The sequence below is a fragment of the Streptomyces sp. SAS_270 genome (assembly GCF_052543295.1).
On the sequence record NZ_JBMNDS010000046.1, the window covers coordinates 1 to 23,497 of the forward strand.

General features: G+C 71.0%; 17 protein-coding genes and 1 pseudogene. 10 read left to right on the forward strand and 8 right to left on the reverse strand.

The features are described from left to right. Together ACN6LB_RS27065 and ACN6LB_RS27070 are read left to right on the forward strand one after the other, a co-directional pair. Positions 1 to 274, forward strand: a pseudogene (locus tag ACN6LB_RS27065) (6-phosphogluconate dehydrogenase); the annotation flags it as partial. A gap of 5 nt (positions 275 to 279) precedes the next feature. After that, positions 280 to 882, forward strand: coding sequence for a histidine phosphatase family protein (locus ACN6LB_RS27070; RefSeq protein ID WP_445028173.1), 603 nt, complete (start codon positions 280 to 282; stop codon positions 880 to 882). A gap of 41 nt (positions 883 to 923) precedes the next feature. Here ACN6LB_RS27070 and ACN6LB_RS27075 read toward each other — a convergent pair whose 3' ends face one another. After that, complete coding sequence (locus tag ACN6LB_RS27075; RefSeq protein WP_445028174.1) at positions 924 to 2,234, reverse strand: lipase family protein; 1,311 nt, start codon at positions 2,232 to 2,234, stop codon at positions 924 to 926. A gap of 365 nt (positions 2,235 to 2,599) precedes the next feature. Between ACN6LB_RS27075 and ACN6LB_RS27080 the strand changes: the two genes are divergently transcribed. Beyond that, a complete protein-coding gene (locus tag ACN6LB_RS27080) occupies positions 2,600 to 5,476 on the forward strand; it encodes a peroxidase family protein (RefSeq protein WP_445028175.1) in 2,877 nt (958 codons plus the stop codon). Next, a complete protein-coding gene (locus ACN6LB_RS27085; protein WP_445028176.1) occupies positions 5,463 to 6,851 on the forward strand; it encodes a hypothetical protein in 1,389 nt (462 codons plus the stop codon). Before ACN6LB_RS27080 ends, ACN6LB_RS27085 begins: the two co-directional genes overlap by 14 nt. Here the strand turns inward: ACN6LB_RS27085 and ACN6LB_RS27090 are convergent, their stop codons facing one another. Continuing rightward, positions 6,852 to 8,405 (reverse strand): acetolactate synthase large subunit, encoded by a 1,554-nt coding sequence (locus ACN6LB_RS27090; protein WP_445028177.1) that lies wholly within the window; start codon positions 8,403 to 8,405, stop codon positions 6,852 to 6,854. 237 nt (positions 8,406 to 8,642) lie between these two features. On the opposite strand from ACN6LB_RS27090, the gene ACN6LB_RS27095 reads away from it, so the two are divergent. After that, positions 8,643 to 11,261, forward strand: coding sequence for a TIM-barrel domain-containing protein (locus ACN6LB_RS27095; protein ID WP_445028178.1), 2,619 nt, complete (start codon positions 8,643 to 8,645; stop codon positions 11,259 to 11,261). Positions 11,262 to 11,341: 80 nt separating this feature from the next. Next, on the forward strand, positions 11,342 to 12,811 hold the full coding sequence (locus tag ACN6LB_RS27100) for a membrane-associated oxidoreductase (protein WP_445028179.1): 1,470 nt from the start codon (positions 11,342 to 11,344) through the stop codon (positions 12,809 to 12,811). Positions 12,812 to 12,817: 6 nt separating this feature from the next. Here ACN6LB_RS27100 and ACN6LB_RS27105 read toward each other — a convergent pair whose 3' ends face one another. Next, a complete protein-coding gene (locus tag ACN6LB_RS27105; RefSeq protein WP_445028180.1) occupies positions 12,818 to 14,611 on the reverse strand; it encodes a bifunctional sugar phosphate isomerase/epimerase/4-hydroxyphenylpyruvate dioxygenase family protein in 1,794 nt (597 codons plus the stop codon). A gap of 110 nt (positions 14,612 to 14,721) precedes the next feature. Then, on the reverse strand, positions 14,722 to 15,594 hold the full coding sequence (locus ACN6LB_RS27110) for a shikimate dehydrogenase (RefSeq protein WP_445028181.1): 873 nt from the start codon (positions 15,592 to 15,594) through the stop codon (positions 14,722 to 14,724). Positions 15,595 to 15,777: 183 nt separating this feature from the next. On the opposite strand from ACN6LB_RS27110, the gene ACN6LB_RS27115 reads away from it, so the two are divergent. Together ACN6LB_RS27115 and ACN6LB_RS27120 are read left to right on the forward strand one after the other, a co-directional pair. Beyond that, the gene (locus tag ACN6LB_RS27115; protein WP_356138609.1) at positions 15,778 to 16,443 is read left to right on the forward strand and encodes a TetR family transcriptional regulator; all 666 of its coding nucleotides are present in this window, start codon (positions 15,778 to 15,780) and stop codon (positions 16,441 to 16,443) included. 237 nt (positions 16,444 to 16,680) lie between these two features. After that, the gene (locus tag ACN6LB_RS27120; protein ID WP_445028182.1) at positions 16,681 to 18,063 is read left to right on the forward strand and encodes an MFS transporter; all 1,383 of its coding nucleotides are present in this window, start codon (positions 16,681 to 16,683) and stop codon (positions 18,061 to 18,063) included. 76 nt (positions 18,064 to 18,139) lie between these two features. Here the strand turns inward: ACN6LB_RS27120 and ACN6LB_RS27125 are convergent, their stop codons facing one another. The 4 genes from ACN6LB_RS27125 to ACN6LB_RS27140 all read right to left on the reverse strand — a co-directional run bounded on the left by ACN6LB_RS27125 (position 18,140) and on the right by ACN6LB_RS27140 (position 21,380). Beyond that, entirely contained in the window at positions 18,140 to 18,481 is a 342-nt protein-coding gene (locus tag ACN6LB_RS27125) for a VOC family protein (RefSeq protein ID WP_445028183.1), read from the reverse strand. A gap of 91 nt (positions 18,482 to 18,572) precedes the next feature. Then, complete coding sequence (locus tag ACN6LB_RS27130) at positions 18,573 to 19,625, reverse strand: alcohol dehydrogenase catalytic domain-containing protein (protein ID WP_445028184.1); 1,053 nt, start codon at positions 19,623 to 19,625, stop codon at positions 18,573 to 18,575. Positions 19,626 to 19,649: 24 nt separating this feature from the next. After that, complete coding sequence (locus ACN6LB_RS27135) at positions 19,650 to 20,660, reverse strand: NADP-dependent oxidoreductase (protein ID WP_445028185.1); 1,011 nt, start codon at positions 20,658 to 20,660, stop codon at positions 19,650 to 19,652. 282 nt (positions 20,661 to 20,942) lie between these two features. Beyond that, positions 20,943 to 21,380 (reverse strand): PPOX class F420-dependent oxidoreductase, encoded by a 438-nt coding sequence (locus tag ACN6LB_RS27140; RefSeq protein ID WP_445028186.1) that lies wholly within the window; start codon positions 21,378 to 21,380, stop codon positions 20,943 to 20,945. Positions 21,381 to 21,462: 82 nt separating this feature from the next. Here ACN6LB_RS27140 and ACN6LB_RS27145 point away from each other — a divergent pair, with 82 nt between their 5' ends. Together ACN6LB_RS27145 and ACN6LB_RS27150 are read left to right on the forward strand one after the other, a co-directional pair. Then, positions 21,463 to 22,041 (forward strand): TetR/AcrR family transcriptional regulator, encoded by a 579-nt coding sequence (locus ACN6LB_RS27145; protein WP_445028187.1) that lies wholly within the window; start codon positions 21,463 to 21,465, stop codon positions 22,039 to 22,041. Positions 22,042 to 22,091: 50 nt separating this feature from the next. Beyond that, positions 22,092 to 23,441: an MFS transporter gene (locus tag ACN6LB_RS27150; RefSeq protein WP_445028223.1), complete on the forward strand. Its 1,350-nt coding sequence runs from the start codon at positions 22,092 to 22,094 to the stop codon at positions 23,439 to 23,441. Positions 23,442 to 23,497 lie beyond the last annotated feature (56 nt).

The window sequence follows — 23,497 nt, forward strand, 5'->3', positions numbered from 1 at the left end:
GGAGGGCACCGTCATCCGTTCCTGGCTGCTCGACCTCGCGGTCAACGCCCTGGACGACGACGAGCACCTCGACAAGCTGCGCGGCTTCGCCGAGGACTCCGGCGAGGGCCGCTGGACCGTGGAAGCGGCCATCGACAACGCCGTGCCGCTGCCCGCGATCACCGCGTCGCTGTTCGCGCGCTTCGCCTCCCGCCAGGACGACTCGCCGCAGATGAAGATGATCGCGGCACTGCGCAACCAGTTCGGCGGCCACGCCGTCGAGTCGGCGAAGTAACGGCCATGGGCGACCTCCTCCTGGTCCGCCACGGTGAGACGGAGTGGAGCGTGTCGGGACAGCACACCAGCTGGACCGACCTGCCCCTCACCCATCACGGCGAGCAGCAGGCCAAGTCCCTGGCCCCGCTGCTCGCCGGGCAGACCTTCGCCCGTGTGCTGACCAGCCCCCTCGAACGGGCCGTGCGCACCGCGGAACTCGCCGGTCTGACCGACTCCGTGGTCCACCCCGACCTGCACGAATGGGACTACGGCGGCTACGAGGGCGTGACGACGCGTGAGATCCATCGCACCCGCCCCGACTGGTACCTGTGGACCGACGGCGTGCCGCCGGGCCCGGAGGGCCACCCGGGCGAGTCGCCCGAGGAGGTGGGGCTGCGCGCCGACCGCGTGCTGTCGTGCGTGGACGCGGCGCTCGGCAACCGCAGCGGTGACGTGGTCCTGGTGGCCCACGCCCACTTCCTGCGGGTGCTGGCGGCCCGCCGTCTCGGGCTCCCCGCGGGCGACGGACGCCTGTTCCAGCTTGCGACGGGCACGGTCAGCCGGCTCTCCACCGAGCACGGCCGCCCGGTGATCGCCCAGTGGAACGCCTCGGGGACCTCCGTGTAGGTTCCCCGGTCCGCAGCGGCCACCGCGGCCTTCGGCCCGGGCTACAACACGTCACCGAACTCGCTCAACACCCCGGGTGGTGCAAGTGCGTTGACGTAGTGGCCCGGGCCGTGGTCGTCGAAGGAGTACTTGAACGGGATGGTGCGGGTGAGCGCGAGCCGGGTGGCGAAGAAGGCCAGCGGGGCCACCACGGCGAGCCCCGCGAGGCTGTCCATCTGGGGGTAGTGCAGACCCGGTTCGGTGTTCTCGCTCCAGCCGTGCTGCCGGGTCCGCAGCAGCGGGCCCACCGACCGCCGTATCCCGTCGGCCGTACGCAGTGTCAACTCGCCCAGACGGGCGCCGGGTTGGCGTATCGGGTTGTTCATCAGGGTGCGCAGCAGATCGCCGGGGAGCGAGACCGCCTCGATCGCCAGGTCGGCGGCGAAGGTGAGGGAGGCGTCCATCGGGCCGCGCGGCCTGCGGTAGTGGAACTCCCGGCCGAACGGCGCGTAGGGGCCGACCGGCCGCGGGGGCAGCGCCGGGACGACGTCACGGTCGAAGATGTAGCGGAGCATGCGGTCCCGGAGCAGATGCCCGCCGTGCGGGACGACCGCCTCCTCGCAGGCCTGGGCGAACTCCGGTCCGCCCACCATGGGTTGTCCGAAGGTGTAGACGGCCCTGAGCTTCTCGGCGATGGGCCGGTAGCGCGGTTCGTGGGTGAGGACCACGCCCATCAGGGCGGCCATCGCGCCGCCCAGGCTGTGTCCGGTGATGTAGAGCGCCTCCAGGCCGTCCCCGCGTGCGCCCTCCACGCCGGGGACGACCGACTCGCCGCGCAGCGCCCGGCGCAGCGCCTCGACGACCAGATGGCGGGTGGCGCGGATGTTGCGGTAGAAGCCGGCGTGGACGTCGTAGCGCCGGTTGTTCATTTCCACGGAGAGCATCTCCGGCCGTACGTCGGCGTCGGTCAGGATGCTGATGATGTCCTCGGGCTGGGTGCCGCGGTAGCAGAGGATCGCCACCCGGCGGTCCCTGTCCTGGACGAGGTAGGCGGCCGAGGCGATGTACATGGCGTCCACGCGCTGCTCGAACACCTGGCAGTGGTTCTCCTCCAGGCCCAGCCGCGACATGATCATGGCCATGGTGCCCGGGTCGCCGCGCTGCGCGAATCCCGCGTACGAGTAGGCGGCGCAGGTCGCGAGGGTGTGCGGCACGATGCCGTCGGGGTCGGGCTGGTCCTTGTCCTGGAGCAGCCGTTCCACCAGGTCGGGATGGACCGGGAAGCCGCTCCGGTCCGGCTCGGCATCGGTGTCGTGCTTGTACGGGCGCAGCTCGGCGAAGCTCGGCCCCTTGGCGGACTGGTCGTCCCGCATGATCGTCCTCCCCCGGATCATCGCGGACGCCGCCGGCGGCTAGCCACGCGGCGGCGGGTGGTGAGCACACCACCACCGGATGCCACCGTCAACCGGCGTCGCGGCCCGCACCCGGCGCTCCCCGGCCAGTCCGCCGGCAGCCGGATGGGGCTCCTGTGGAGCGGGGTCGCTCGCGGGGCGCACGCCGGATCGCAACGGATGTTCCAATCCCGCGTTGACGTGCCCGCATGCCGCTGTTCGCAGGGTTGTCCGTGGAACGCGCGGAGGGTGCGCACATCGGCGGGAACCACCGCTGTCCGCGTTCCGGGGCGCCGACTAGCGTGCTGCCCCCTGTCCCGTACGCATCCGTACGAAGGAAACGACCGATGGCCGAGACCGGGCAGCACGAACAACAGTACGAGCGGTATGAAGGCGGCAGCCCCGAGGCGGAGCGGCTGGTCTTCGATCGGCTCGCCCGCGAACTGATGGAGGTGCAGGTCAAGAACCGGCGGGCTGGGGGCGGCGGGGTCAGCCGCGCCTTCCACGCCAAGGCGCCGGTGGGCGTGGAGAACGCGCGGCTGCGCTTCCACGACGATCTGCCCGCGGCCCTGCGGGTGGGGTTCGCGCAGCCGGGCGCGGAGTATCCGGCGACGGTACGGCTGTCCAACGCGAGCGGCATCCGGCAGGGTGACGGCTCGCCCGATCTGCGTGGCGCGGCGGTGCGCGTGCAGGTGTCGGACGGCGAGAGCCACGACCTCCTCGCGACCAGCTATCCGGTCTCGCACGCCCGCAACGCGCGGGAGTTCGTCGCCTTCGCCAAGGCGATGGCGGGCGCAAGCAGCCCGCTCCAGAAGGCCTTCGGGCTCCTGGTGAAACTGCCGCTGGCCGTGGGCCTCGGCACCGCGACCCGGATGCGCCGCAATGTGCAGGCCGCGACCCGGCACACCGTCAATTCCCTTGCCAACGAGACCTTCTGGAGCCGCGGCGCGATCCTGTGGGGCGAGGCCGGCCCCGTGCGCTATCTGCTCCGCCCGACGCCCGGCACCCCGGTGGCGCCCGCGCAGGATCGCAAGGACCCGGAGTTCCTGCACCACGAGATGGCCCGGCGGCTGGCCAAGGCGGATGTGTCCTACGACCTGTGCGTGCAGCGCTTCGTGGACGAACGGCGTACGCCCGTCGAGGACGCCTCGATGGAGTGGCAGGACGGCGTCGCCCCCGCGGTGCCGATCGCCCGGCTCACCCTGCCCGCCCAGGACCTGGACTCGGCGGACGCCCGCGCGGTCGCCCGGCGGATCGAGGACCTCACCTTCAACCCCTGGTACACGACGGAGGACTTCCGCCCGCTCGGCAACATCAACCGGGCGCGCAAGGCCGGCTACCAGGCGGGCAGCGCGCACCGGCTCGGGCTGCGCTTCGTCACCCAGGAGCCGTTGCAGAACCGGCTGCTGGGCCCGCCGGTGGGCGCCGCTCTCACGCTGCTGAACCGCTATGTGCCCTGGCACAGGCTGCCGTTGCAGCTGAGCCTGCTGAACCTGGTGTTCCTGCGCAAGGTGCTGCGCCGGCTGAACCTGATCGACACCGAACCGCGCGAGGCGCCGCCGAAGGCCCAGCCGGTGCCGGAGCCCGTCCCGGAGCGGCTGCGCTCGGAACGCTCCTTCGACGGGACGTACAACGACCTGTCCGACCCGGGGATGGGCGCCGTCGGCGCGGCCTTCGGACGCAACCTGAAGCCGCAGTACCGTCCCGACCTCTTCGACACACCCAGCCCGGTGACGGTCAGCCGCCAGCTCCTGTACCGCGAGAGCTTCGTGCCCGCGACCTCCCTCAATGTTCTGGCGGCCGCCTGGATCCAGTTCCAGGTGCACGACTGGGTCAACCACCGCCGCCACAAGCCCGGTGAGCGCAGCGTCGAGGTGCCGCTGCCCCCGGGCAGCGGCCAGTGGCACAACACACCCGGCGGCCCCGCCGAGAACGTGATGCGCTTCGCCGAGAACGAGGGCATCGAACTGCCCGGCGACCGCCCGCCGATCCTCTTCGGCAACACCGCCTCGCACTGGTGGGACGGTTCCGAGGTGTACGGCGAGGACGAGCAGACCGCGCGGTTCCTGCGGGAGCCGGACGGCGGCGCCCGACTCCGGCTGGAGGACGGCTTCCTGCCCGGCGGCCAGAACGGCATTCCGCTCACCGGCTTCAACGACAGTTGGTGGATGGGCCTGAGCGCCATGCACTCGCTGTTCGCGCGCGAGCACAACGCCGTCTGCGACGCGCTGCGCGAGGAGTACTCCTCGATGAGCGAGGAGCGGATCTACCACACGGCCCGGCTGGTCGTGTCCGCCCTCATCGCGAAGATCCACACGGTGGAGTGGACCCCGGCGATCCTCGCCACCGAGGCCATCGACATCGGACTGCACACCAACTGGCAGGGCCCGCCGCAGAACTGGATCAACAAGCTGGGGCTGTGGCTCCTCGACGCCCACTCGCTGACCGGCATCCCGAAGACGCTGCCGGACCACCAGGCCGCGCCGTACTCGCTGACCGAGGACTTCGTCACCGTCTACCGGATGCACCCGCTGATCCCGGACGACTTCGAGCTGCGTGAGCACCACTTCGGGCAGCGCACCGAGACCGTCGGCTTCCTGGACATCCAGGGCGGCACGGCGGAGGCACAGATCCGCAAGACGGGCCTCGCCAACACGCTGTACTCGTTCGGCATCGCCCACCCGGGAGCCATCACCCTGCACAACTACCCGCGCTCACTGCAGCACTTCGAGCGCGACGGCGAGATCATCGATCTGTCGGTCGTGGACCTCGTACGGACCAGGCGGCGTGGTGTCCCGCGCTACAACGACTTCCGCGAAGGCCTGCACAAGCAGCGCATCCGGTCCTTCGAGGAGTTGACGGAGAACGCGGAGACGGTCGCCCGGCTCAAGGAGGTCTACGGCTCGGTCGACGAGATCGACACCGTGGTCGGGCTGTTCGCGGAGAACCCGCCGACCGGCTTCGGCTTCAGCGACACCGCGTTCCGTATCTTCATCCTGATGGCCAGCCGCCGACTGCAGAGCGACCGCTTCCTGACCGTCGACTACCGGCCCGAGGTCTACACCCCGCTCGGCATCGACTGGGTCGAGAAGGGCGGCATGAACTCGGTCGTTCTGCGGCACTGCCCGGAGCTCGCGGCCCTGCTGCCGCGCGGTGCGAGCGCCTTCGCGCCGTGGCGGACGGTGCGGCCGAGCACCAATGGAGGCTCGGATGCCGTCAGTTGACGGCTCGTCAGGCAGCCCCGGTCTCGACGACCTGCTGACGCGCCCCCTTCTGGAGACCCTCTGGCACCGCCGTACGCACCGGGTCAGCCGGGGTGCGTCGGTGCCCGCCGGGTCGATGAGCTACCGGTCCCCGCACGAGCACCAGCCCCTGTCGGAACTCGAGGAGGCGGTGCTGATCGCGCTGACCGGCTCCACGGGGCTGACGATGCCCGACCGGCCCTTCGAGGACCCGCGCAACGGCAAGCCCATCATGGCCAAGCCCAACCTGACCATGACGGGCCGCACCGCGGGCAGTCCGGACAACGCGCAGGGCACGCACTTCTTCGTCATCAACGACAGCGGCACGTACTTCCTGCGCAAGCTCCCGCCCGCGCCGCACGAGCCCTTCGACGCCGAGACCCTCCTCGCCCGGGCCCGCGAGTCGAAGGTGCGGGTCCTGGATCACCGGCTGGACGTCGCCGAGGGGCTGCGCGACTTCCCCGCGTACCTCGACTCCAACCGGTTCCTGTCCAACCTGCCCGGCACCACGGTGTTCCTGCCGGTGGTCGACCTCTCGCACCAGTACATCAACGCGCTGATGTACCTGCTCACCCAGCCGGACGGCGCGCGGCCCACGCTCGTCGACGACCGCAACCTCTACCGTCCGGCCGGCGTGAAGAAGTGGGTCAGGAACGGCTTCCTGAACGGGGACCTGAAGCTCCCCCTCGGGGCGCTCGGACCCATGCGCACCCAGATCGAGGCGGACCTGCTGCTGCAGAACCTGATGCTCACGGCCGAAGCGATGGGCCTGGGCGCCTGGATCCATGCCTCGATCAACCCGCAAATCGCCCTGGGCGACCCGAAGTTCACCCGCGTCTACGGCAGGATGCTCGGCTTCACCTTCGTCACCCCACGCTGGCGCCTCGCCGACCTGTGGCGCTGGCACGTCCCGCTGCCGCGGTACGCGACGCTGCGCTCGCACCCGGTGGGGCTCACCTCGCCCGAGGGTGAGGCGCTGATCGCGGCGGCCTGTCCGCCCGCGCACCGGTCGATGTCGGAAGCGGTGGACGCGGTCATCTCGGCCAAGTTCGACACCGGTGGCACCTACGCGGACAAGGACGTCTTCGCGCGGATCTACAAGGAGGACTACGGACAGCGCTTCCTCGCCGAGGCCGGCGAGTACGACGAGCGCGTCATCGACTGCGCCCGGGACATCTGCGAGTACGTCATCCGCACGCACCGCCGCTTCCCGGCGCACACGGACGCCATCCACGTCCCCGGCATCTGGCTCCAGGCCCACCATGTCGAGGACGAGTACTACGACCGCTTCTTCCTCAACGGCCGGACCGGCGCGCAGCGCAGGCACGCCGAGCTCTGGGATCAACAGGGGCGGTGATCAGAACAGCGGCGGCACCAGGCAGTCGATGAGGTAGGGGCCGGGTTCGGCAAGAGCCCGGCCCAGCAGGTGGCTGAACTCCTCGGCCGTGGTGGCCTGTTCGGCCGGTACACCGAGGCCGCGGGCGATGCCGACGAAGCCCAGGTCGGGCTGGGACAGGTCCAGCAGTTCGCCGGCGCGTGTCCCGCCGGATGCGGCGCCGACGGACTGCAGCTCCAGGTTGAGGACCGAGTACGCGCGGTTGTCGAACAGGACTACGGTGACGTCGAGTTCCTCACGGGCCATGGTCCACAGCGCCTGGATCGTGTACATCGCGCTGCCGTCCGCCTCCAGCGCGAGCACCGGCCTGTCCGGTGCGGCGAGGGCCGCGCCGACGGCCGCGGGCAGGCCCTGCCCGATGGCGCCGCCGGTGAGGGTCAGCCAGTCGTGCGGTGGTGCGCCCGCGGTGGCGCCGGGCAGCCACAGCCCGGAGGTGTTCGCCTCGTCGACGACCACCGCTCCTTCGGGGAGCAGCGTGCCGATCGCCGCGGCGGCGGACTCGGCGGTGAGCGCACCCGTAGGCAGCTCGGGCCTGATCGGCGCCTGCGGGATCGGGGTGATGGCGTCGTACGTCGCCGCCAGTGCCTCCAGCGCGGCCGTCACGTCCTCCGATCCGGCTGCCAGCGACCGCACCGCGCAGCCGTCCGGCACCAGCCGGCTCGGCTGCCCGGGGTAGGCGAAGAAGGAGACCGGTTCGGCGGCGCCGGCCAGCAACAGGTGCCGTACGCCGGAGAGTTGGGCGGCGGCGTCGGATCCGCGATAGGCGAGCCGTTCGACCGGCGGCAGCCCGGCGCCGCGCTCCAGGCGGGCCGGGAAGGTCTCGCACAGGAGCCGGGCGCCGGTGGCCGCGGCGACGCGGGCGGCTGCCATCAGCCCGGCGCCGCGGGTGGCCGCGCCACCGAGGAGAAGGGCGGCGGGCTCCCGGGAGCGCAGCGCCCGGGCGGCCCCGCTCACCGCGTCCGGGGACACGGCTCCGGTGCGCGGTGCGATCGGCCCGGCCCCGCCCTTGCCGGCCTCCGACCAGGAGACGTCGGCGGGAACCACCAGCGTGGACACGCAGCCCGGCAGGCCGTACGCCGCGGCCACCGCCTCCGCGAGGTCGCCCGCCAGGTCACCGGCACGACAGGTGCGCCGGGTCCAGCCGGAGACCGTGCGCGCGAGCGCGGTGATGTCGGACTCCAGGGGCGCGTCGAGGCGTTTGTGGTGCAGGGCGTGGTCGCCGACGATGTTGAGGACGGGGGTGCGGGCGCGGCGCGCGTTGTGCAGGTTGGGCAGGCCGCCCGCGAGTCCTGGGCCGAGGTGCAGAAGGGTACAGGCAGGCTTCTCCGCCATACGCCCGTAGCCGTCGGCGGCGCCGGTGGCCACGCCCTCGAAGAGGCAGAGCACGGGCCGCAGCCGTGGCGCGCCGTCGAGTGCGGACACGAAGTGCATCTCGGAGGTGCCCGGGTTGGCGAAGCACACGTCGACGCCCGCGTCCACGAGGCCTTCGACGAGGATCTGCGCTCCGTTGGGCATGACGGTCCGCCTCTGCGCTCGGTTGCTGTGCTCTTCGGCTGCGCTCGGGCTGCCAGTCTCACGGGTTCGGGAAGGGGCGTCAGCCGGGATTTCGGACAGCCGGACGGGTTTTCCGGTCGAGATCCATTGACATGAACCTGCGCGCACGGCCACCCTTCCTGATTGAACGTGCACGATCCGACGTCATTTCGAGCACTTGCAAACACCACACTGCCGGTTTGAGTGGAGATGCGTACCGTGCGAAGACTCCGACACCGTTCCTGGGCCATGGCGGGGCTGGCGACCGCCCTGGCCGTGACCGTGCTCAGCGCTCCGGCCCGGCCGGCCCTCGCGGCGACCCCGCCGAGCGCCGTCCTCGACGACACCCACCAGAGCGTCACCTGGCAGAGCCCCCAGTACGCGAAGGGCACGCTGGGCGGCACCGAGAGCTGTCCGTCGGCGGCCGACGATCCGGAGAACAAGGTCTGCGACCGCTTCGACGTGAACGTCTCGGTACCGCAGGGGTACTGGGCGGACAATCCCGAGGGCGGCGTACCGATCTCGATCGAGTGGCAGACCCCCACCGACGACTTCGACCTGTACGTCTACGACGCCGCCGGCAAGCAGGTCGCCGACAGCGCGGGAACCGCCGACCCGGAGGCCACGGTGATCCCGCGGGCGTCCGGGACCTACCACGTGCTGGTGGTGCCGTACGACGTGCACGACAGCGCGTACACGGGGAAGGTGTATCTGCCGCAGACCACCGACGCGGGCGACCTGACGTCCTTCGCCGGCAAGGACGGCAGCTACACGATCACCGCCGGGCAGCTCAAGGCCAGGGCCGACTTCCTGACGGATGGTCAACTACGGCTCCAGGCAGATCCGTCCGGCTCCTTCACCGATCCGGCGGGCTCGGCGATCGTCCGCGGGCAGCCCGCGCCGCAGACGCACACGACGTCCTTCGACGCGGGCGCCTACTACGGAATCCGCTCCCCCGGCGCAGTGCTGCGCGTGTACAAGAAGCCGCTGCGCTTCGGCCTCTACCGGGCGGACAACCGCACACCGGTCTGGCAGGAGGACAAGCCCCTGCGCTGGTCCACCAACGGTATGCGGCAGAGCCTGGCGCGCGGCGCGGACGAGCAGTTCTTCGGCGGCGGCGAGCAGAACGGCAGCTTCTCGCACCGGGACCGGACCATGTACGTGGCGAACAACTTCAACTGGAACGAGGGCGGTTACAACAACTCGCAGCCCTTCTACCTCTCCAGCGCGGGCTACGGCGTCTTCCGCAACACCTTCGCGCCCGGCGTGTACGACTTCGGCGCCCCGGTGCGGACCGGTCAGCAGGAACGGCGGCTGGACGCGTACTACTTCACCGGCGACGCGAAGAAGGTGATCGGCAAGTACACCGCACTGGTGGGCAAGCCGTTCATGCCGCCGGTGTACGGCCTCGAACCGGGTGACTCCGACTGCTACCTGCACAACGCCAACCGCGGCGAACGGCACACCCTCGACGCGCTGAAGATCGCCGACGGCTACACCGAGCACGACATGCCGCTCGGCTGGATGCTGGTCAACGACGGCTACGGCTGCGGCTACGAGAACCTGGAACAGACCGCCAAGGGCCTCCAGGACCACCACGCCCAGCTCGGCCTGTGGACCCAGGACGGCATCGACAAGCTCGCCGACCAGGTGAAGGCCGGCCAGCGCGTGGCCAAGCTGGACGTGGCCTGGGTCGGCAACGGCTACAAGTTCGCGCTCGACGCCTGCGACAAGGCCAAGGCGGGCATCGAGGACAACAGCGACGCACGCGGATTCGTCTGGCTGCCGGTGTCCTGGGCGGGCGCCCAGCGCTGCGGCGTCCTGTGGAGCGGCGACCAGAAGCTGTCGTGGGACTACATCCGCTGGCAGATCCCGACGTACGCCGGAGCCACCATGTCCGGCATCGCCTACAACACCGGCGACGTGGGCTCGATCTACCGCCACGACCCCAAGATGTACGCCCGTGACCTCCAGTGGAAGGCGTTCCTGCCGGCCATCATGACGATGGACGGCTGGGCCTCCGACATCACCACGGGCAAGCCCGCCGACCAGCAGCCCTGGCTGGACGGCGACCCCTACACCGGCATCAACCGCAAGTACCTTCAGCTCAAGGAGCGCCTGCTCCCGTACATGTACACGCTGTCCGCCGAGGCGGCGAAGACCGGGGTCGGCGCGGTGCGCCCGCTGTGGCTGGAGTACCCGGACGACCCGAACACCCTTGGTGCGCAAGCGAAGTACGAGTTCCTCACGGGCTCCGACTTCCTCGTCGCCCCCGTGTACCAGGACTCCGACACCCGTGACGGCATCTACCTCCCGAAGGGCACCTGGACCGACTACTGGACGGGCCGCACGTACACCGGTCCGACGACGGTCAACGGCTACCACGCCCCGCTCGACACCCTCCCCCTCTTCGTGAGGTCCGGAGCGATCGTCCCCATGTGGCCCAAGGGAACGACCAGTTGGCAGACCCGCGACCGCCACGAGCTGGACTGGGACCTGTACCCGCAGGGCGACAGCGACTACACGCTGTACGAGGACGACGGGGTGACCCGGCAGTTCACGGCGGGCGCGTCGGCGACGCAGCGCGTGACCGTGCACGCGGCCTCGACCGCCACCGAGGTGAACGTGGGGGCGAGCAAGGGCAGTTACCAGGGCAAGCCCACCGAGCGGGCGTACCGCTTCACCGTGCACGGCGAGACTGCGCCACGCCAGGTGCTTCTCGACGGGCGACCCCTGCCGAGCTCCGCGTGGTCCTACGACGCGGACAGCAAGGTCACGACGGTCTCGACACCGAGCCTGGGGCTCGACCGGGCGTTCAGCCTGCGGCTCATGCGGTAATGCCTGGTGGGGGGGGGCAGTTGGGCTGCCCGCCCCCACTGGTTGACAGCGCGTACGGCGTCACGTCAGAGTCCGACGTGATGGAGATCAACGACCTGACGCCGGCCGAGCGACGTGTGTGGGAGGCCTTCCCGCGGAGCGAGTCCGTGGACTTCCGTGCGTCCGACGACGAGGACGCGGCACAGGCCGGCGACTGGGGACCGGAACGGACCCTGCGTGCCACGGCGTTGCGGGCGATCCTCCTCAACGCACCGCACGAGGACGGGGAGATCCCGGGCCTCAAGGTCGCGGGCGCCCGGATCTCCGGGGACCTGAACCTCATGTACGCGGTGATCGACAGCCCCATCCGGCTGAGCCACTGCTTCTTCCACGAGGCTCCCAATTTCTACGGCTCACGGCTGCGCCAGCTCAACCTGAGCAAATCCGTGCTGCCGGGGCTGCACTTCGGCAGCGCGCGGATCGACGGCGTGCTGAGGATGACGGACTGCCGGATGCGGGGGCCTGTTCGGCTCGGGGGTACGCAGATAGCCGGGGCGTTGTTCATGGACCGGGCGGCGTTCGCCTCGCCCTCCGGGCCCGACGAGGAGCCCGCTCTCCAGCTCAACCAGGCCGCCATCGGCGACGATCTCTGGGCTCCCGGCATGCGTTCACAGGGCCAGGTGCGCCTCGACGGTGCCACTGTTGCGGGATCCATGAATCTCGAAGGCACGGAGTTCCGCAATCCCGCGGGTGATGCGTTCAGTGCGGAAACACTCAGCGTGGGTGCCGATGTACGAGCGCGAGAGCTACGGGCACACGGGCGGGTCGATCTGCGGGGCGCCCGCATACCGGGCCGGCTCGATCTCATGCGCGCGCACCTGTCGAACCCGGGCGGCACCGCGCTGCGGGCGAGCAGCTGCACCATCGGGGAGCTCTGGCTGCCCCAGGCCGATCCCATCGTCGGTTCGGTCAATCTGCGCCGTGCGCACATGGAACGCGTACATGTGGCACCGGAGACCCTGCCCGACAGGCTGCGCATCGACGGCTTCACGTACACCGTGCTGGCCCCGCACGAACCCGCCGAACGCCGACTGCCCATGTTGGAGCGGGATGGCAACACCTACGCCCCCTATGCCTACGAGCAGTTGACCGCCGCCTACCGCAGGATCGGCGACGACGACGCCGCCCGCAAGGTGCAACTCGCCAAGCAGCGCCGCCACCGCGCCACCCTGACCTGGTACGCCCGTGCCTGGGGCCACCTCCAGGACGCCACCGTCGGCTACGGCTTCCGCCCGCTGCGTGCGGCCGTCTGGCTGCTGTCCCTGCTCGCGGTCGGGTCGATCGCGTACGGACTGCACCACCCGCCCCCGGTCAAGGCGGACGAGGCCCCGGACTTCAGCCCCGTCTTCTACACCCTCGACCTGCTGTTGCCGATCATCGACTTCGGCCAGGAGCACGCCTTCTCGCCGGAAGGCTGGTACCAGGGACTCTCGTACGTCCTGATCATCACGGGCTGGGTGCTGGCCTCGACGATCGTGGCCGGTGTGACCCGCGCCGTCAGCCGCCAGTAAGTCCCGTCAGCGGCGGGGCCGTTGCGCGTGCTGGGCAGCCAGCCGCACCGGCGCGTTCTGTGCTCCGTAGCCGCGGTAGCCGCCGTCGCGCTGGACCAGTTCGAAGAAGAGCCGGCCGACGGTCTCCGTATAGCAGTGGCGGAACTCGCCGTCCGTGTCGCGGTCGTAGAGGATGCCGAGGTCGCGGTACGTCTCCAACTCACCGTCGGCGAACTCGAAACGGGCGGCGAGGTCGTCGTAGTAGTTCGCGGGCACCGGCAGGAGGCGGCCCCCGGACGCACGGAAACTGCGGGCGGCGGCGACCACGTCGTGCGTGGCGAGGGCGATGTGCTGGGCGCGGGCACCGTCGTCGGTGGGGGCCGGGCCGACGCCGAGGGCGATGCGGACACTGCCGTCGACGTTGGTGACTGCGCGGCTGCGGTGCAGGCCGTACGGGTCGGCGACGTCCACGCTCTCCTGGGCGCTCAGGCCGAGCACGCTGTGGTGGAAGAGGGCGGCCTCGTCGAACTGGTGCCAGGGCTGGGTGAGCGCCAGGTGGTCGATGCGGTGCACGGTGGCATGCAGGTCCGGCCGGGGTGTCACCGACTCGAAGTCGCCTGTCCAGCCGGGGAGTTCGGGATGTTCACCGGCGCAGAAGAAGAGCTCGGTGCCGTCGGGCGCGGCCACCGCGTCGAGCGGCGCGTCCTCGGGGGCGCGGCGCCGGGGCAGGACCGGAGCGAGCAGCGACTCGGCGCGGCGGGCCGCACCCGCCGGGTCGGGTGACTCCAGGCCGACGGCGGCGAGCGCGGTGCCGTCGCGCCGGGCGGCGGGCCCGGTGTTGAGGAGGATGCGCGCCTCGCCCTGCTGCCACAGGTCGACCGGCTTGCTGCGGTGGCGGGCGGTGCGGGTGAAGCCGAGCGCGCCGAGGAGCGCGGAGACGGGTTCGACGTCGGGGGTGACGAGTTCGGCGAAGGCGACGCCGGTGGGCACGACGGGAGCGGGCAGCGCGGCGAGCCCTGTCTCCTCCTGGAGCACGAGGAGGGAGCGCCGGGCGTCGACGGCGGTCGGGCCGGCCTCGGCCTGCCGGAACACGTCGTTGAAGACCTCAAGGGAGAGGGGTCCTTGATATCCGGCGCGCACCACGTGCCCGAGGAGCCCGGCGAGGTCGAAGCCGCCCTGGCCGGGGAAACAACGGTAGTGGCGGCTCCACTGGAGGACGTCCATCGCCATCAGGGGGGCGTCGGCCAGCTGCAGGAAGAAGATCTTCTCGCCGGGGATGTCCTCGATGCCCTTGGGGTCCGAGCCGCGCGCGAGGATGTGGAAGCTGTCCAGACAGGTGCCGAGCGCGGGATGGTCCGCTGCCTCGACGATGCTCCACGCATGGTCGTACGTGCTCACATGACGCCCCCAGGCGAGCGCCTCGTAGGCTATGCGGATGCCGAAGTCCTGGGCCAGTTCGGCCAGTTGGCGGAGTTGCCCGGCGGCCAGGGCGTCGTCGTCGACGGCGAGCGGCGAGACGCTGGAGCAGACGAGGACGGTGTCGGCGCCGAGGCGTCCCATCAGCTCGAACTTGTGCCGCGCGCGCCGCAGGTTGTGGGCGAACACGTCGTCGGGGACGGCCTCGATGTCGCGCATCGGCTGGTAGAGGTCGATGGTCAGACCGAGGTCGGCGGTGCGGGCGCGGATGTCCTCGGGCGTGAGGGGGCTGGCGAGCAGATCGTTCTCGAAGATCTCGACGCCGTCGAAGCCGGCCCGTGCCGCGGCCGTGAGCTTCTCGGTCAGGGATCCACTGAGCGAGACGGTGGCGATGGACGTACGCACGTCGGTACCTCTCTCTGCTGCGAAAGCCGATTCGAGGCCTGCCCCGAAGGCTGCTGCGAAAGCTGACTCAAGGGCTGCTTCGAGGCCTGCTTCGATGAGTTCTTCAAGGGCTACTTGGCCGCTACGGCACCGGCCAGCTCGGCGATGTCCCTGAGCATCCACGCGCTGTCGGGCTCCCGGCCGGTGAAGAGCCGGAACGCGTCGGCGGCCTGGAAGACAGCCATGCCGCCGCCGTCGAGGGTCGCGCAGCCGAGCGCGCGGGCGGTGCTCAGCAGTGCGGTCTCCAGCGGGCGGTAGACCACCTCGGCGATCCACAGGCCGGGGTGCAGCAGCTCGGCCGGGAACGGGAGCCCGGGATGGGCTGCCATTCCCGTGGGCGTGGCGTGCACAAGACCGTCGGCGCGGGCCAGCAGGGCGGGAAGGGCGTCCGGTGTCGCCGCGGCGGCGCGGCCCTCGCCGAAGTGCCGGTTCAGGGATGCGGCGAGGTCGGCCGCGCGGTCGGGCATCGCGTCGACGACGGTGACCTGCCCGGCGCCGAGGGTGAGGGTGGCGTGGGCGACGGCCGCGCCCGCACCGCCCGCGCCCAACTGCACGACCCGCTCCAGCGGGGCGTCGGGCAGGCCTCGCGCGAAGGAGGCCGCGAACCCGGTGACGTCCGTGTTGTGACCGATGGCGCGGCCGCCCTCGAAGACGACGGTGTTGACCGCACCGAGCGCCTCGGCCCCCGGGGCAAGCTCGTCCAGGTGGCCGATGACCAGCTGCTTGCAGGGATGCGTGATGTTCAGTCCGTCGAACCCCAGGTCACGGGCGGCGCGCACAAGATCGCCCACCGCCTCGGGGCCGACGCCGAGCGCGTCGATGTCGATCAGCCGGTACACATAGCGCACGCCCTGCCGGTCCGCCTCCCGCTCGTGCAGGGCGGGACTCAGCGAGGGTCCGATGCCGGAGCCGATGAGCCCGACGAGATACGAGTCCTTGGCCACGGAGGACCTCCTGAACGGCCTGGCGGCCTGAGCGGCTGACTAATGTACGAACTAGTACGTTAGCTATATCAGCACCTCTGGCCTCACGGGAAGCCCCCACCGGCCTCCCCGCGACCCGGCGAACCGCCGGCCGGGCCTGCTTCTACAATCGCGGCACTGCCCCCTCCCGCTCGAAGGAACCCGATGACCAGCGTCGAAGAACCGGCACGACCAGGCGGGCGCATCCGTGACGCCGTCCGCACCAAGGCCGAGATCCTCGACGTGGCCACCAAGGAGTTCGCACGCGCCGGGTACACCGGGGCCCGCGTCGACGAGATCGCCGCCCTCACCAGCACCACGAAGCGGATGATCTATTACTACTTCGGCGGCAAGGAGCAGCTGTTCACGGCTGTCCTGGAGCGCGCGTACTCCGTGATCCGGGAGGCCGAGCAGGAGCTTGACGTCGAGCACCTGGACCCGGTGGCGGCCATCCGCCGGCTCGCCGAGCTCACCTTCGACCACCACGAGGCGCACCCCGACTTCATCCGCCTGGTGAGCATCGAGAACATCCACGGGGCCGAGCACATCGCCTCCTCGGAGGAGCTCGGCAGGATCGGCTCGCCGGCGATCGAGGTGATCCGCCGGATCCTGGAGACAGGCCGCGCCTCGGGCCTGTTCACGGCCGACGTCGATGCCGTGGACCTGCACGCGATGATCAGCGCCTTCTGCTTCTTCCGGGTCTCCAACCGGCACACCTTCGGCGCCCTGTTCGGCCGCGACCTGACGGCCACCGACCAGCGCGAGCACTACCGGAACATGCTCGGCGACATGGTCATCGCCTATCTGACGGCCGACCGCGCGACGGACTGAGCACACACCGCGGACCGCGCCGGGGGACTCGGCGGACGCCGCACGGCCGCCTCGCGGCCGCGCGCGGCACGGTCGAGATCGTTCAGCGCGACCTCTTGACACCCGGGAAACGTGGGCGCAACATCCGTACCCAGCGCTACTAACTATCCAGTGCGTTAATTAGCCGGGCACCACCCGGCGCGGCCGTCCCGTCACCCCCAGGGATCCGGCACTTCTCCCCCGCCGCTCACTCCACTTATGTTGGAGTTCCCCCGTAGGAGCAACGCCGTGTCTGTCCCCTCCTCCCCGCTCGACGCGCCACCCGGCCAGCCCAGAAAGGCCGCGACGGCTGCCTGGATCGGCAGCGCCCTGGAGTACTACGACTTCTTCATCTACGGCAGCGCCGCGGCCCTGATCTTCCCGAAGGTCTTCTTCGACGAGTCGGACCCGGCCACCGCGACCCTGCTGTCGCTGGCCACCTTCGGTGTCGCCTACGCCGCCCGGCCGGTCGGCGCGCTGTTCCTCGGCCACTTCGGTGACCGGCTCGGCCGCAAGAAGATCATGGTCTTCACGCTGATACTGATGGGCCTGTCGACGTTCCTCATCGGCTGTCTGCCGACCCGCGCGCAGGTCGGCGGCCTCGCCCCGGTGCTGCTGGTCATCTGCCGCGTCCTGCAGGGCATCTCGGCCGCCGGCGAGCAGGCCAGCGCCAACTCGATGACGCTGGAGCACGCACCGCCGAACCGGCGCGGCTACTTCACCAGCTTCACCCTCAGCGGCACCCAGGGCGGCCAGCTCCTGGCGACCCTGGTCTTCCTGGCCGTCGCACAGCTGCCCGACGACCAGCTGCTCTCCTGGGGCTGGCGCGTCCCGTTCTGGGCGAGCATCGCGGTCACCGTCGTCGGCTTCGTCATCCGCCGCACCCTCCAGGAGACCCCGGCCTTCACCCAGCAGGCCGCGACCGAGGGCGTGCCCCGGCTGCCGCTCGCCACCCTGATGCGCGACCACTGGGCGGACGTACTGCGGGTCGTCGCGGGCGCCCTCATCGCCTCCGTCAGCACGATCTTCACCGTGTGGGCGCTGGCGTACGGCACCAGTGACTCGGTCGGCATGTCCCGCAGCCAGATGCTGTGGGTCGGCGCCCTCGCCAACCTCGTCGCGCTCGCCGCGATCCCGCTGTGGGCCTCGCTGTCGGACCGCATCGGCCGCCGCCCGGTCTACCTGATCGGCGCCGCGGGCAGCGCGCTCGCGATGTTCCTCTACCTGTGGGCCGTCTCCACGGGCTCGTACGCGCTGACCCTCCCGCTCGGCATCCTCGCCTTCGGCATCGTCTACAGCGCGGCGAACGGTGTCTGGCCCTCCTTCTACGGCGAGATGTTCTCCACCCGCGTCCGCCTCTCGGGCATGGCGATCGGCACGCAGATCGGCTTCGCCGTCGCCGGGTTCGCGGTCACCTTCGCCGCGCAGATCGCCGGCTCGGACGGCACCGGCTGGTCGGCGGTCGCCCTGTTCACCGCGGCCCTGTGCGTCCCGCCGGTCATCGCCGTCCTCTCGGCCCGCGAGACCCACAAGATGCCGACGGAGCAGCTCGGCGAGCGGATCGTGCCGGAGGCGTCGCAGCCGGAGACGGTGACGGCCTGATCGCGTAGTTCCGTAGACCCGTAGACCTTTGGGTTTACGGGTCTACGGCTGCTGCTGGTCCGCGGGTGCTGCTGGTCTACGGCTGAGGGTGGCGCGGTTGGTACAGCGCGACCTCGCCGCCGCCCGGCAGCCGGAAGCCGGTCACCCGGCCCCACCGGGCCTCCTCGACGGGACGGGTGAACTCCACGCCCTTGCCGGTGAGTTCGGCGGTCGTCGCGTCGAGGTCGTCGCACATCAGCATCAGCTCGTGCGTCGGCTCGCCCTCTGTCGGATGGCAGGCGACCTCCGTCGGCGGCGCCTTGAAGATGAGCCAGCCGTGTCCGGCATCGACGTGCGGCCACTCCAGAACGTCCCGGAGGAAGGCGCGGTCCGCCTCGGTGTCGCGGGAGTAGATCACGATGTGTGCGCCATTGATCACGCGCGGAGGCTAGTGCGGGACGGGGCGGTCGGCAAGCACCGACCGCCCCGCGTGGCACGCACCCACGCCCGGCACACCGCCATACGACGGGTCAGCGGGCAGGATCGAGAAGGATCTTGCGGACGCCGTCGGCGCGGTTGTTGAAGAGCTCGTACGCCGCCGGGCCCTCGGAGAGGCCGAAGCGGTGCGAGACCACGGACTCCGGGGTGATCCGGCCCGCCTGGGCGAGGGCGATCAGGGCGGGGAGTTCGTAGTGGACCGAGCACAGTCCGATGGCGAACTCCAGCTCCTTGATCTGGGCCAGTCCCATGTGGAAGGGGAAGTCCTTCGTCTGGCTGACGCCGATGACACTGACCCGCCCGGCCTGCCGGACGGACTTGAGGGCGAGTTGGATGGTGGCGTCCGCCCCCACGGCCTCGACCACGGCGTCCGGCCCCCGGCCGCCGGTCATCTCGCGGATGGCCGTACGCGCGTCCTCGCCCTCGACCGGCTCGACGCCCAGACCCGCGGCGAAGGCCCGGCGCTCCGCGACCAGGTCCGCGCCCAGCACCCGGGCGGCGCCCATCGCGAACGCGGACTGGGCGGCCATGAGTCCGACCGGGCCGAGGCCGATGACCAGGACGGTCTCACCGGGCTGGATACGGGCGCGGCGGCAGCCGTACCAGGCCGTGGGCGCGTTGTCCGTGAGGACCACGGCCGCCTCGTCGGAGATGCCCTCGGGCAGGTGCACCAGGTTGATGTCGGCGTAGGGCACCGCGAGGGCCTGGGCCTGGCTGCCCGGGAGCCCGGGGCTCACGCCGTAGCAGAGGTCCGTGCTGGACTTGGCGCGCTCGCACCGGGCGGTGTACCCGGCCGCGCAGGACCGGCACAGGGTGCAGCCCGCCGAGGCGGGCACGAGCACCCGGTCGCCGGGCTTGAAGCGGGTGACCTGGCCGCCCGTCTCGACGACCACGCCGACGCATTCGTGCCCCGGGGTGTAGCCCACCTCGGGGCTGAACGGATTGCCACCGTAGATGTGCAGGTCACTGCCGCAGATACCGGCGGTGGTGACCTGGATGACCGCGTCCGTCGGGTGGGTGACGGCCGGGTCGGGGACGTCGCCGTAGCGGACGTCGTGACGGCCGTGGTAAGTCAGCGCCTTCACTGGATTCCTCGCCTCCCCGCTGCTCTACGCGTCCGCGATCCGGAGCACGAGCTTGCCGTGGTTCTCCCCGCGGAACAGTCGCATCAGGGTGTCGGGGAAATCCGTCACCGAACCGGACACCACGTCCTCCAGTGACGTCAGACGGCCCTCCGTCAGCCACGTGGCGAGCTGGGCAACGCCCTCGGGGTAGCGGTCGGCGTAGTCGAAGACCACCATGCCCGTCATGGTGGCGCGGTTGACCAGCAGCGAGAGGTAGTTGGCGGGGCCCTTCGGCTCGGTGCTGTTGTACTGGGAGATGGCCCCGCAGATCACGACGCGGGCGCCGCGCGCCAGTCGGCCCAGCACCGCGTCCAGGACGTCGCCGCCGACGTTGTCGAAGTACACGTCGACCCCGTCGGGGGCGTGCTCGCGCAGCGCCTTGCGGATGTCCTGGCTCCGGTAGTCGATCGCGGCGTCGAACCCGAACTCCTCGACCACCATGCGGCACTTGCGCTCGCCGCCGGCGATGCCGATGACGCGGCAGCCCAGGATCTTGGCGATCTGGCCGACGATGCTGCCGACGGCTCCGGCCGCCCCGGAGACGACGACGGTCTGGCCGGGCTCGGGTCGCCCGATGTCGATCAGCCCGAAGTAGGCCGTCATTCCCGACATGCCGAGTGTGCCGAGATACGTCGGCAGCGGCGCCCTCTCCGGGTCGACCTTGGTGACTCCGCGCCCGTCGGAGACGCAGTACTCCTGCACTCCGAACGTGCCCGACACCTGGTCGCCGACCTCGAAGCCGGGGTGCCGGGAGGCGATCACCTCGCCCACGGCGCCGGCCCGCATGACCTCGCCGATCTCCACCGGGCGGATGTAGGACCTGCCCGCGTTCATCCAGCCGCGCATCGCCGGGTCGATCGACAGGTAGCGCACCCGCACCAGGAACTCGCCGTCACCCGGCTCGCCGACCGGCTCCTCGACGTGCTCCCAGTCGGTGGGGCGCGGCTCGCCCACGGGACGTGCGGCCAGGCGCACCTGGCGGTTGGCAGTGGTCATGTCCGGCGGCTCCTGCGGTCGGCGGTGGATCGGGGCGGCGGGACCGCCCGGCGGGCTGCCCGTCGCCGCGTACCGACGCGGCATCCGGCATACCGGCCAGTCGGTACGACGCCGTGAGCGTACGGCGCCGCCCTGTCCGGGGCAAGAGGGTCGGACTCTTCGGCCGCGCGCGACATTCACCTCACGGCCGGTTGGTGGTACGACGTCATCGGGCCACGCTCCGCGCACACCGGCCGGGTCAGGGGCGGCCGACGTGCGCGGAGCACTCCCCGACCCGGGCGATCAGCGCCGCGCGAGGCCGTACGCGCGCTCCACGTGGAGGCGCAGCACGAGGCGCTTGTCGCGGACCATCGCGGCCCGGTAGTCGTCCCAGTCGGGGTGCTCGCCCCTGACGTCACGGTAGAGCCGGATCAGCGCCTCGACGGTCGCGTCGTAGGGGTCCGCGGCGACCGGCGTGAGCTCGGCGGTGCCCTCCGCGACCGTGTAGGCCCACCGGTCCTCGCTGGTCACGTGGTACGACGCCCGTGCGTCCCGGCGCAGATTGCGGGTCTTGGCGCGGTCGTCCGTGAGCGAGACCCGGATGATCCGCCCGTCGGGGTAGTAGGCGTGGTTGACGTTCGACAGCTGAGGCCGTCCGTCCTGCTTGAGGGTGACGAGCACTCCGCCGTCGTACTCGGAGAGCAGCTTGAGCAGTGCGTCCTGTGTCACGTCATCAGCCATGCCATGGCAACGCGCAGGGGTGGCGAGGCATTCCGAAGACGGCCCGTAGACAGTGTCTACTGCCACCTGGTAGACAGTGTCTATGACTGAAGAGGAGGCGGGACTGCGGTCCCGTCTGATCGAGGCCGGTGTGGACCTGGTGGCCCAGGAGGGCGCGCAGGCGCTGTCCCTGCGGGAGATCGCCCGGCGGGCCGGGGTGTCCCACGGGGCGCCGCGCCGCTACTTCCCCACGCACCTGGAGCTGCTGTCCGCCATCGCACGCAGGGGCTTCGCCGACCTGGGCGCCCGAGCGGCGCAGGCGATCGGCGACGGCGCTGCAAGCCCCCGCGCCCAGCTCACCGCGCTGGCCGGGGTCTACCTGGACTTCGCACGCACCCAGCGCGGAATGTACGAGCTGATGTTCCGTCATGATCTGCTGGAGAGCGGTCAGTTGGGCCTGCGGGAGACGAGTCTGCCGCTCTTCGGGGTATTGGTGGACCTGGTCGGCCGGACCCGGCCCCGGGCCGACGCCCCGCTCGTGGCGGGTGCCCTGTGGGCGAACCTGCACGGGATCGCCCAGCTGTGGGGCTGGGGCAGCCTCCAACTCGCCACCGGAGTCGACGACTTCGCACCCCTGCTGCGTTCCGTGCTGGACGCGCACCTCGGACCGGAGGAACGGTGAAAGTACGGATACATCGCCCCGTGACCCTCGCGAGCAGCGTCGTCGGCGCCATGGTCGTCGCACTGGACGGGACCGTGCTGACCGTCGCGCAGCCCACGTTGCAACGGGATCTGCACGCCTCGTTCGCGCAGGTCCAGTGGACGAGCACCGCCTATCTCATCGCAGTGGCAAGCCTGTTGGTGTTCGCGGGCCGACTCGGTGACCGGTACGGCCATCATCAGCTCTTCGCCGTGGGCATGCTGGGCTTCGGCGCCACGTCGGCCGGCATCGGGGTGGCGCCCGGCATCGGCTGGGTGATCGGACTGCGGGTCGCCCAGGGCGTGTTCGGGGCGCTGCTGCAACCGGCCACCCTCGGTATGCTGCGCGCCGCGTTCCCGCCCGACAGGCTGGGAATGCCCATCGCACTGCGCACCAGCGCCATCGGTCTCGCGGCGGCCACCGGGCCCGTCGTCGGCGGGGTCCTGGTCACCCAACTCGGCTGGCGGGCCGTGTTCTTCCTCAACGTCTTGCCCGCGCTCGTCATGGGCGTCCTGGCGCTCGCCGTGCGCACCCCGCCACCCGGCACGTCCTCGGGAGCCGGGAGCCGGCTCGACGTGCCCGGGGCCTGTCTGCTCGCGCTGGCCCTCGTCTGCCTGGTGCACACGCTGGTCGAGGCGCCGCGGACGGGCTGGACGGCGGCGACCGCGTGGGGCCTGGCCGGTTTCGCCGCCGCGGGAGCGGTCTTCGTCCGTCACGAACGGCGTACCGCCCAGCCGCTCGTGCCGCCCGACGTGCTCGGATCGCGGGCCGTCGGCGCGGCGCTCGCCGTCCTGGTGACCGCCTCGGCGTCCTTGTCCGGCGCCCTGTTCGTCGGCGTGTACTACCTCCAGGACGTCCGTGGGCTGGATCCCTTCGGCAGCAGCTTGCGGGCGCTGCCGCTGGCCGTCGCGATGGTCGCGGCCGCTCCGCTCGCCGCCGTGCTGATGCGCCGCTTCGGGCCGCGCCGGACGACCGGGGCGGCGATGTCGCACCTCGTCGTCGGCATGCTGGTGCTGTCCCGACTGGACCGGGCGTCCTCGGACGCGGCGGTCGGCGGCGGATTCCTGCTCCTGGGCGCCGGTTTCGGCACCGCCATGGTCACCGCGACGGCCGTCGTCGTACGACAGGTGTCCGCGGCATCGGCCGGGGTGGCGGGTGGCCTCCAGCAGACCGCGATGAATGTCGGACCGACGCTGGGCGTGGCAGTGGCGACCACCTTGATGACGTTCACGAGCGTCACCATGGGCCCCGCGCTGACGGTGCTCGCGGCGGTGTCCGCGATCGGCGCTGTGTTCACCCTGCGGCTGCCGGGGCACTCCGAGGTCGTACCCGCTCCTCACCTTCCGAGCGGGGCCGAATCACGCGTGCGTACGGGAGCATGAAGGGCAAGATCGTCACGACCGGGACGGCGAGATCCGAGATCGCCGCGACGGTCCTG

Coding starts and splice junctions, on each gene's coding strand:
- ACN6LB_RS27070 (WP_445028173.1), top strand. CDS start 280: ATGGGCGACCTCCTCCTGGTCCGCCACGGTGAGACGGAGTGGAGCGTG.
- ACN6LB_RS27075 (WP_445028174.1), bottom strand. CDS start 2,234: ATGCGGGACGACCAGTCCGCCAAGGGGCCGAGCTTCGCCGAGCTGCGC.
- ACN6LB_RS27080 (WP_445028175.1), top strand. CDS start 2,600: ATGGCCGAGACCGGGCAGCACGAACAACAGTACGAGCGGTATGAAGGC.
- ACN6LB_RS27085 (WP_445028176.1), top strand. CDS start 5,463: ATGCCGTCAGTTGACGGCTCGTCAGGCAGCCCCGGTCTCGACGACCTG.
- ACN6LB_RS27090 (WP_445028177.1), bottom strand. CDS start 8,405: ATGCCCAACGGAGCGCAGATCCTCGTCGAAGGCCTCGTGGACGCGGGC.
- ACN6LB_RS27100 (WP_445028179.1), top strand. CDS start 11,342: ATGGAGATCAACGACCTGACGCCGGCCGAGCGACGTGTGTGGGAGGCC.
- ACN6LB_RS27115 (WP_356138609.1), top strand. CDS start 15,778: ATGACCAGCGTCGAAGAACCGGCACGACCAGGCGGGCGCATCCGTGAC.
- ACN6LB_RS27120 (WP_445028182.1), top strand. CDS start 16,681: ATGTTGGAGTTCCCCCGTAGGAGCAACGCCGTGTCTGTCCCCTCCTCC.
- ACN6LB_RS27135 (WP_445028185.1), bottom strand. CDS start 20,660: ATGACCACTGCCAACCGCCAGGTGCGCCTGGCCGCACGTCCCGTGGGC.
- ACN6LB_RS27140 (WP_445028186.1), bottom strand. CDS start 21,380: ATGGCTGATGACGTGACACAGGACGCACTGCTCAAGCTGCTCTCCGAG.
- ACN6LB_RS27145 (WP_445028187.1), top strand. CDS start 21,463: ATGACTGAAGAGGAGGCGGGACTGCGGTCCCGTCTGATCGAGGCCGGT.
- ACN6LB_RS27150 (WP_445028223.1), top strand. CDS start 22,092: ATGGTCGTCGCACTGGACGGGACCGTGCTGACCGTCGCGCAGCCCACG.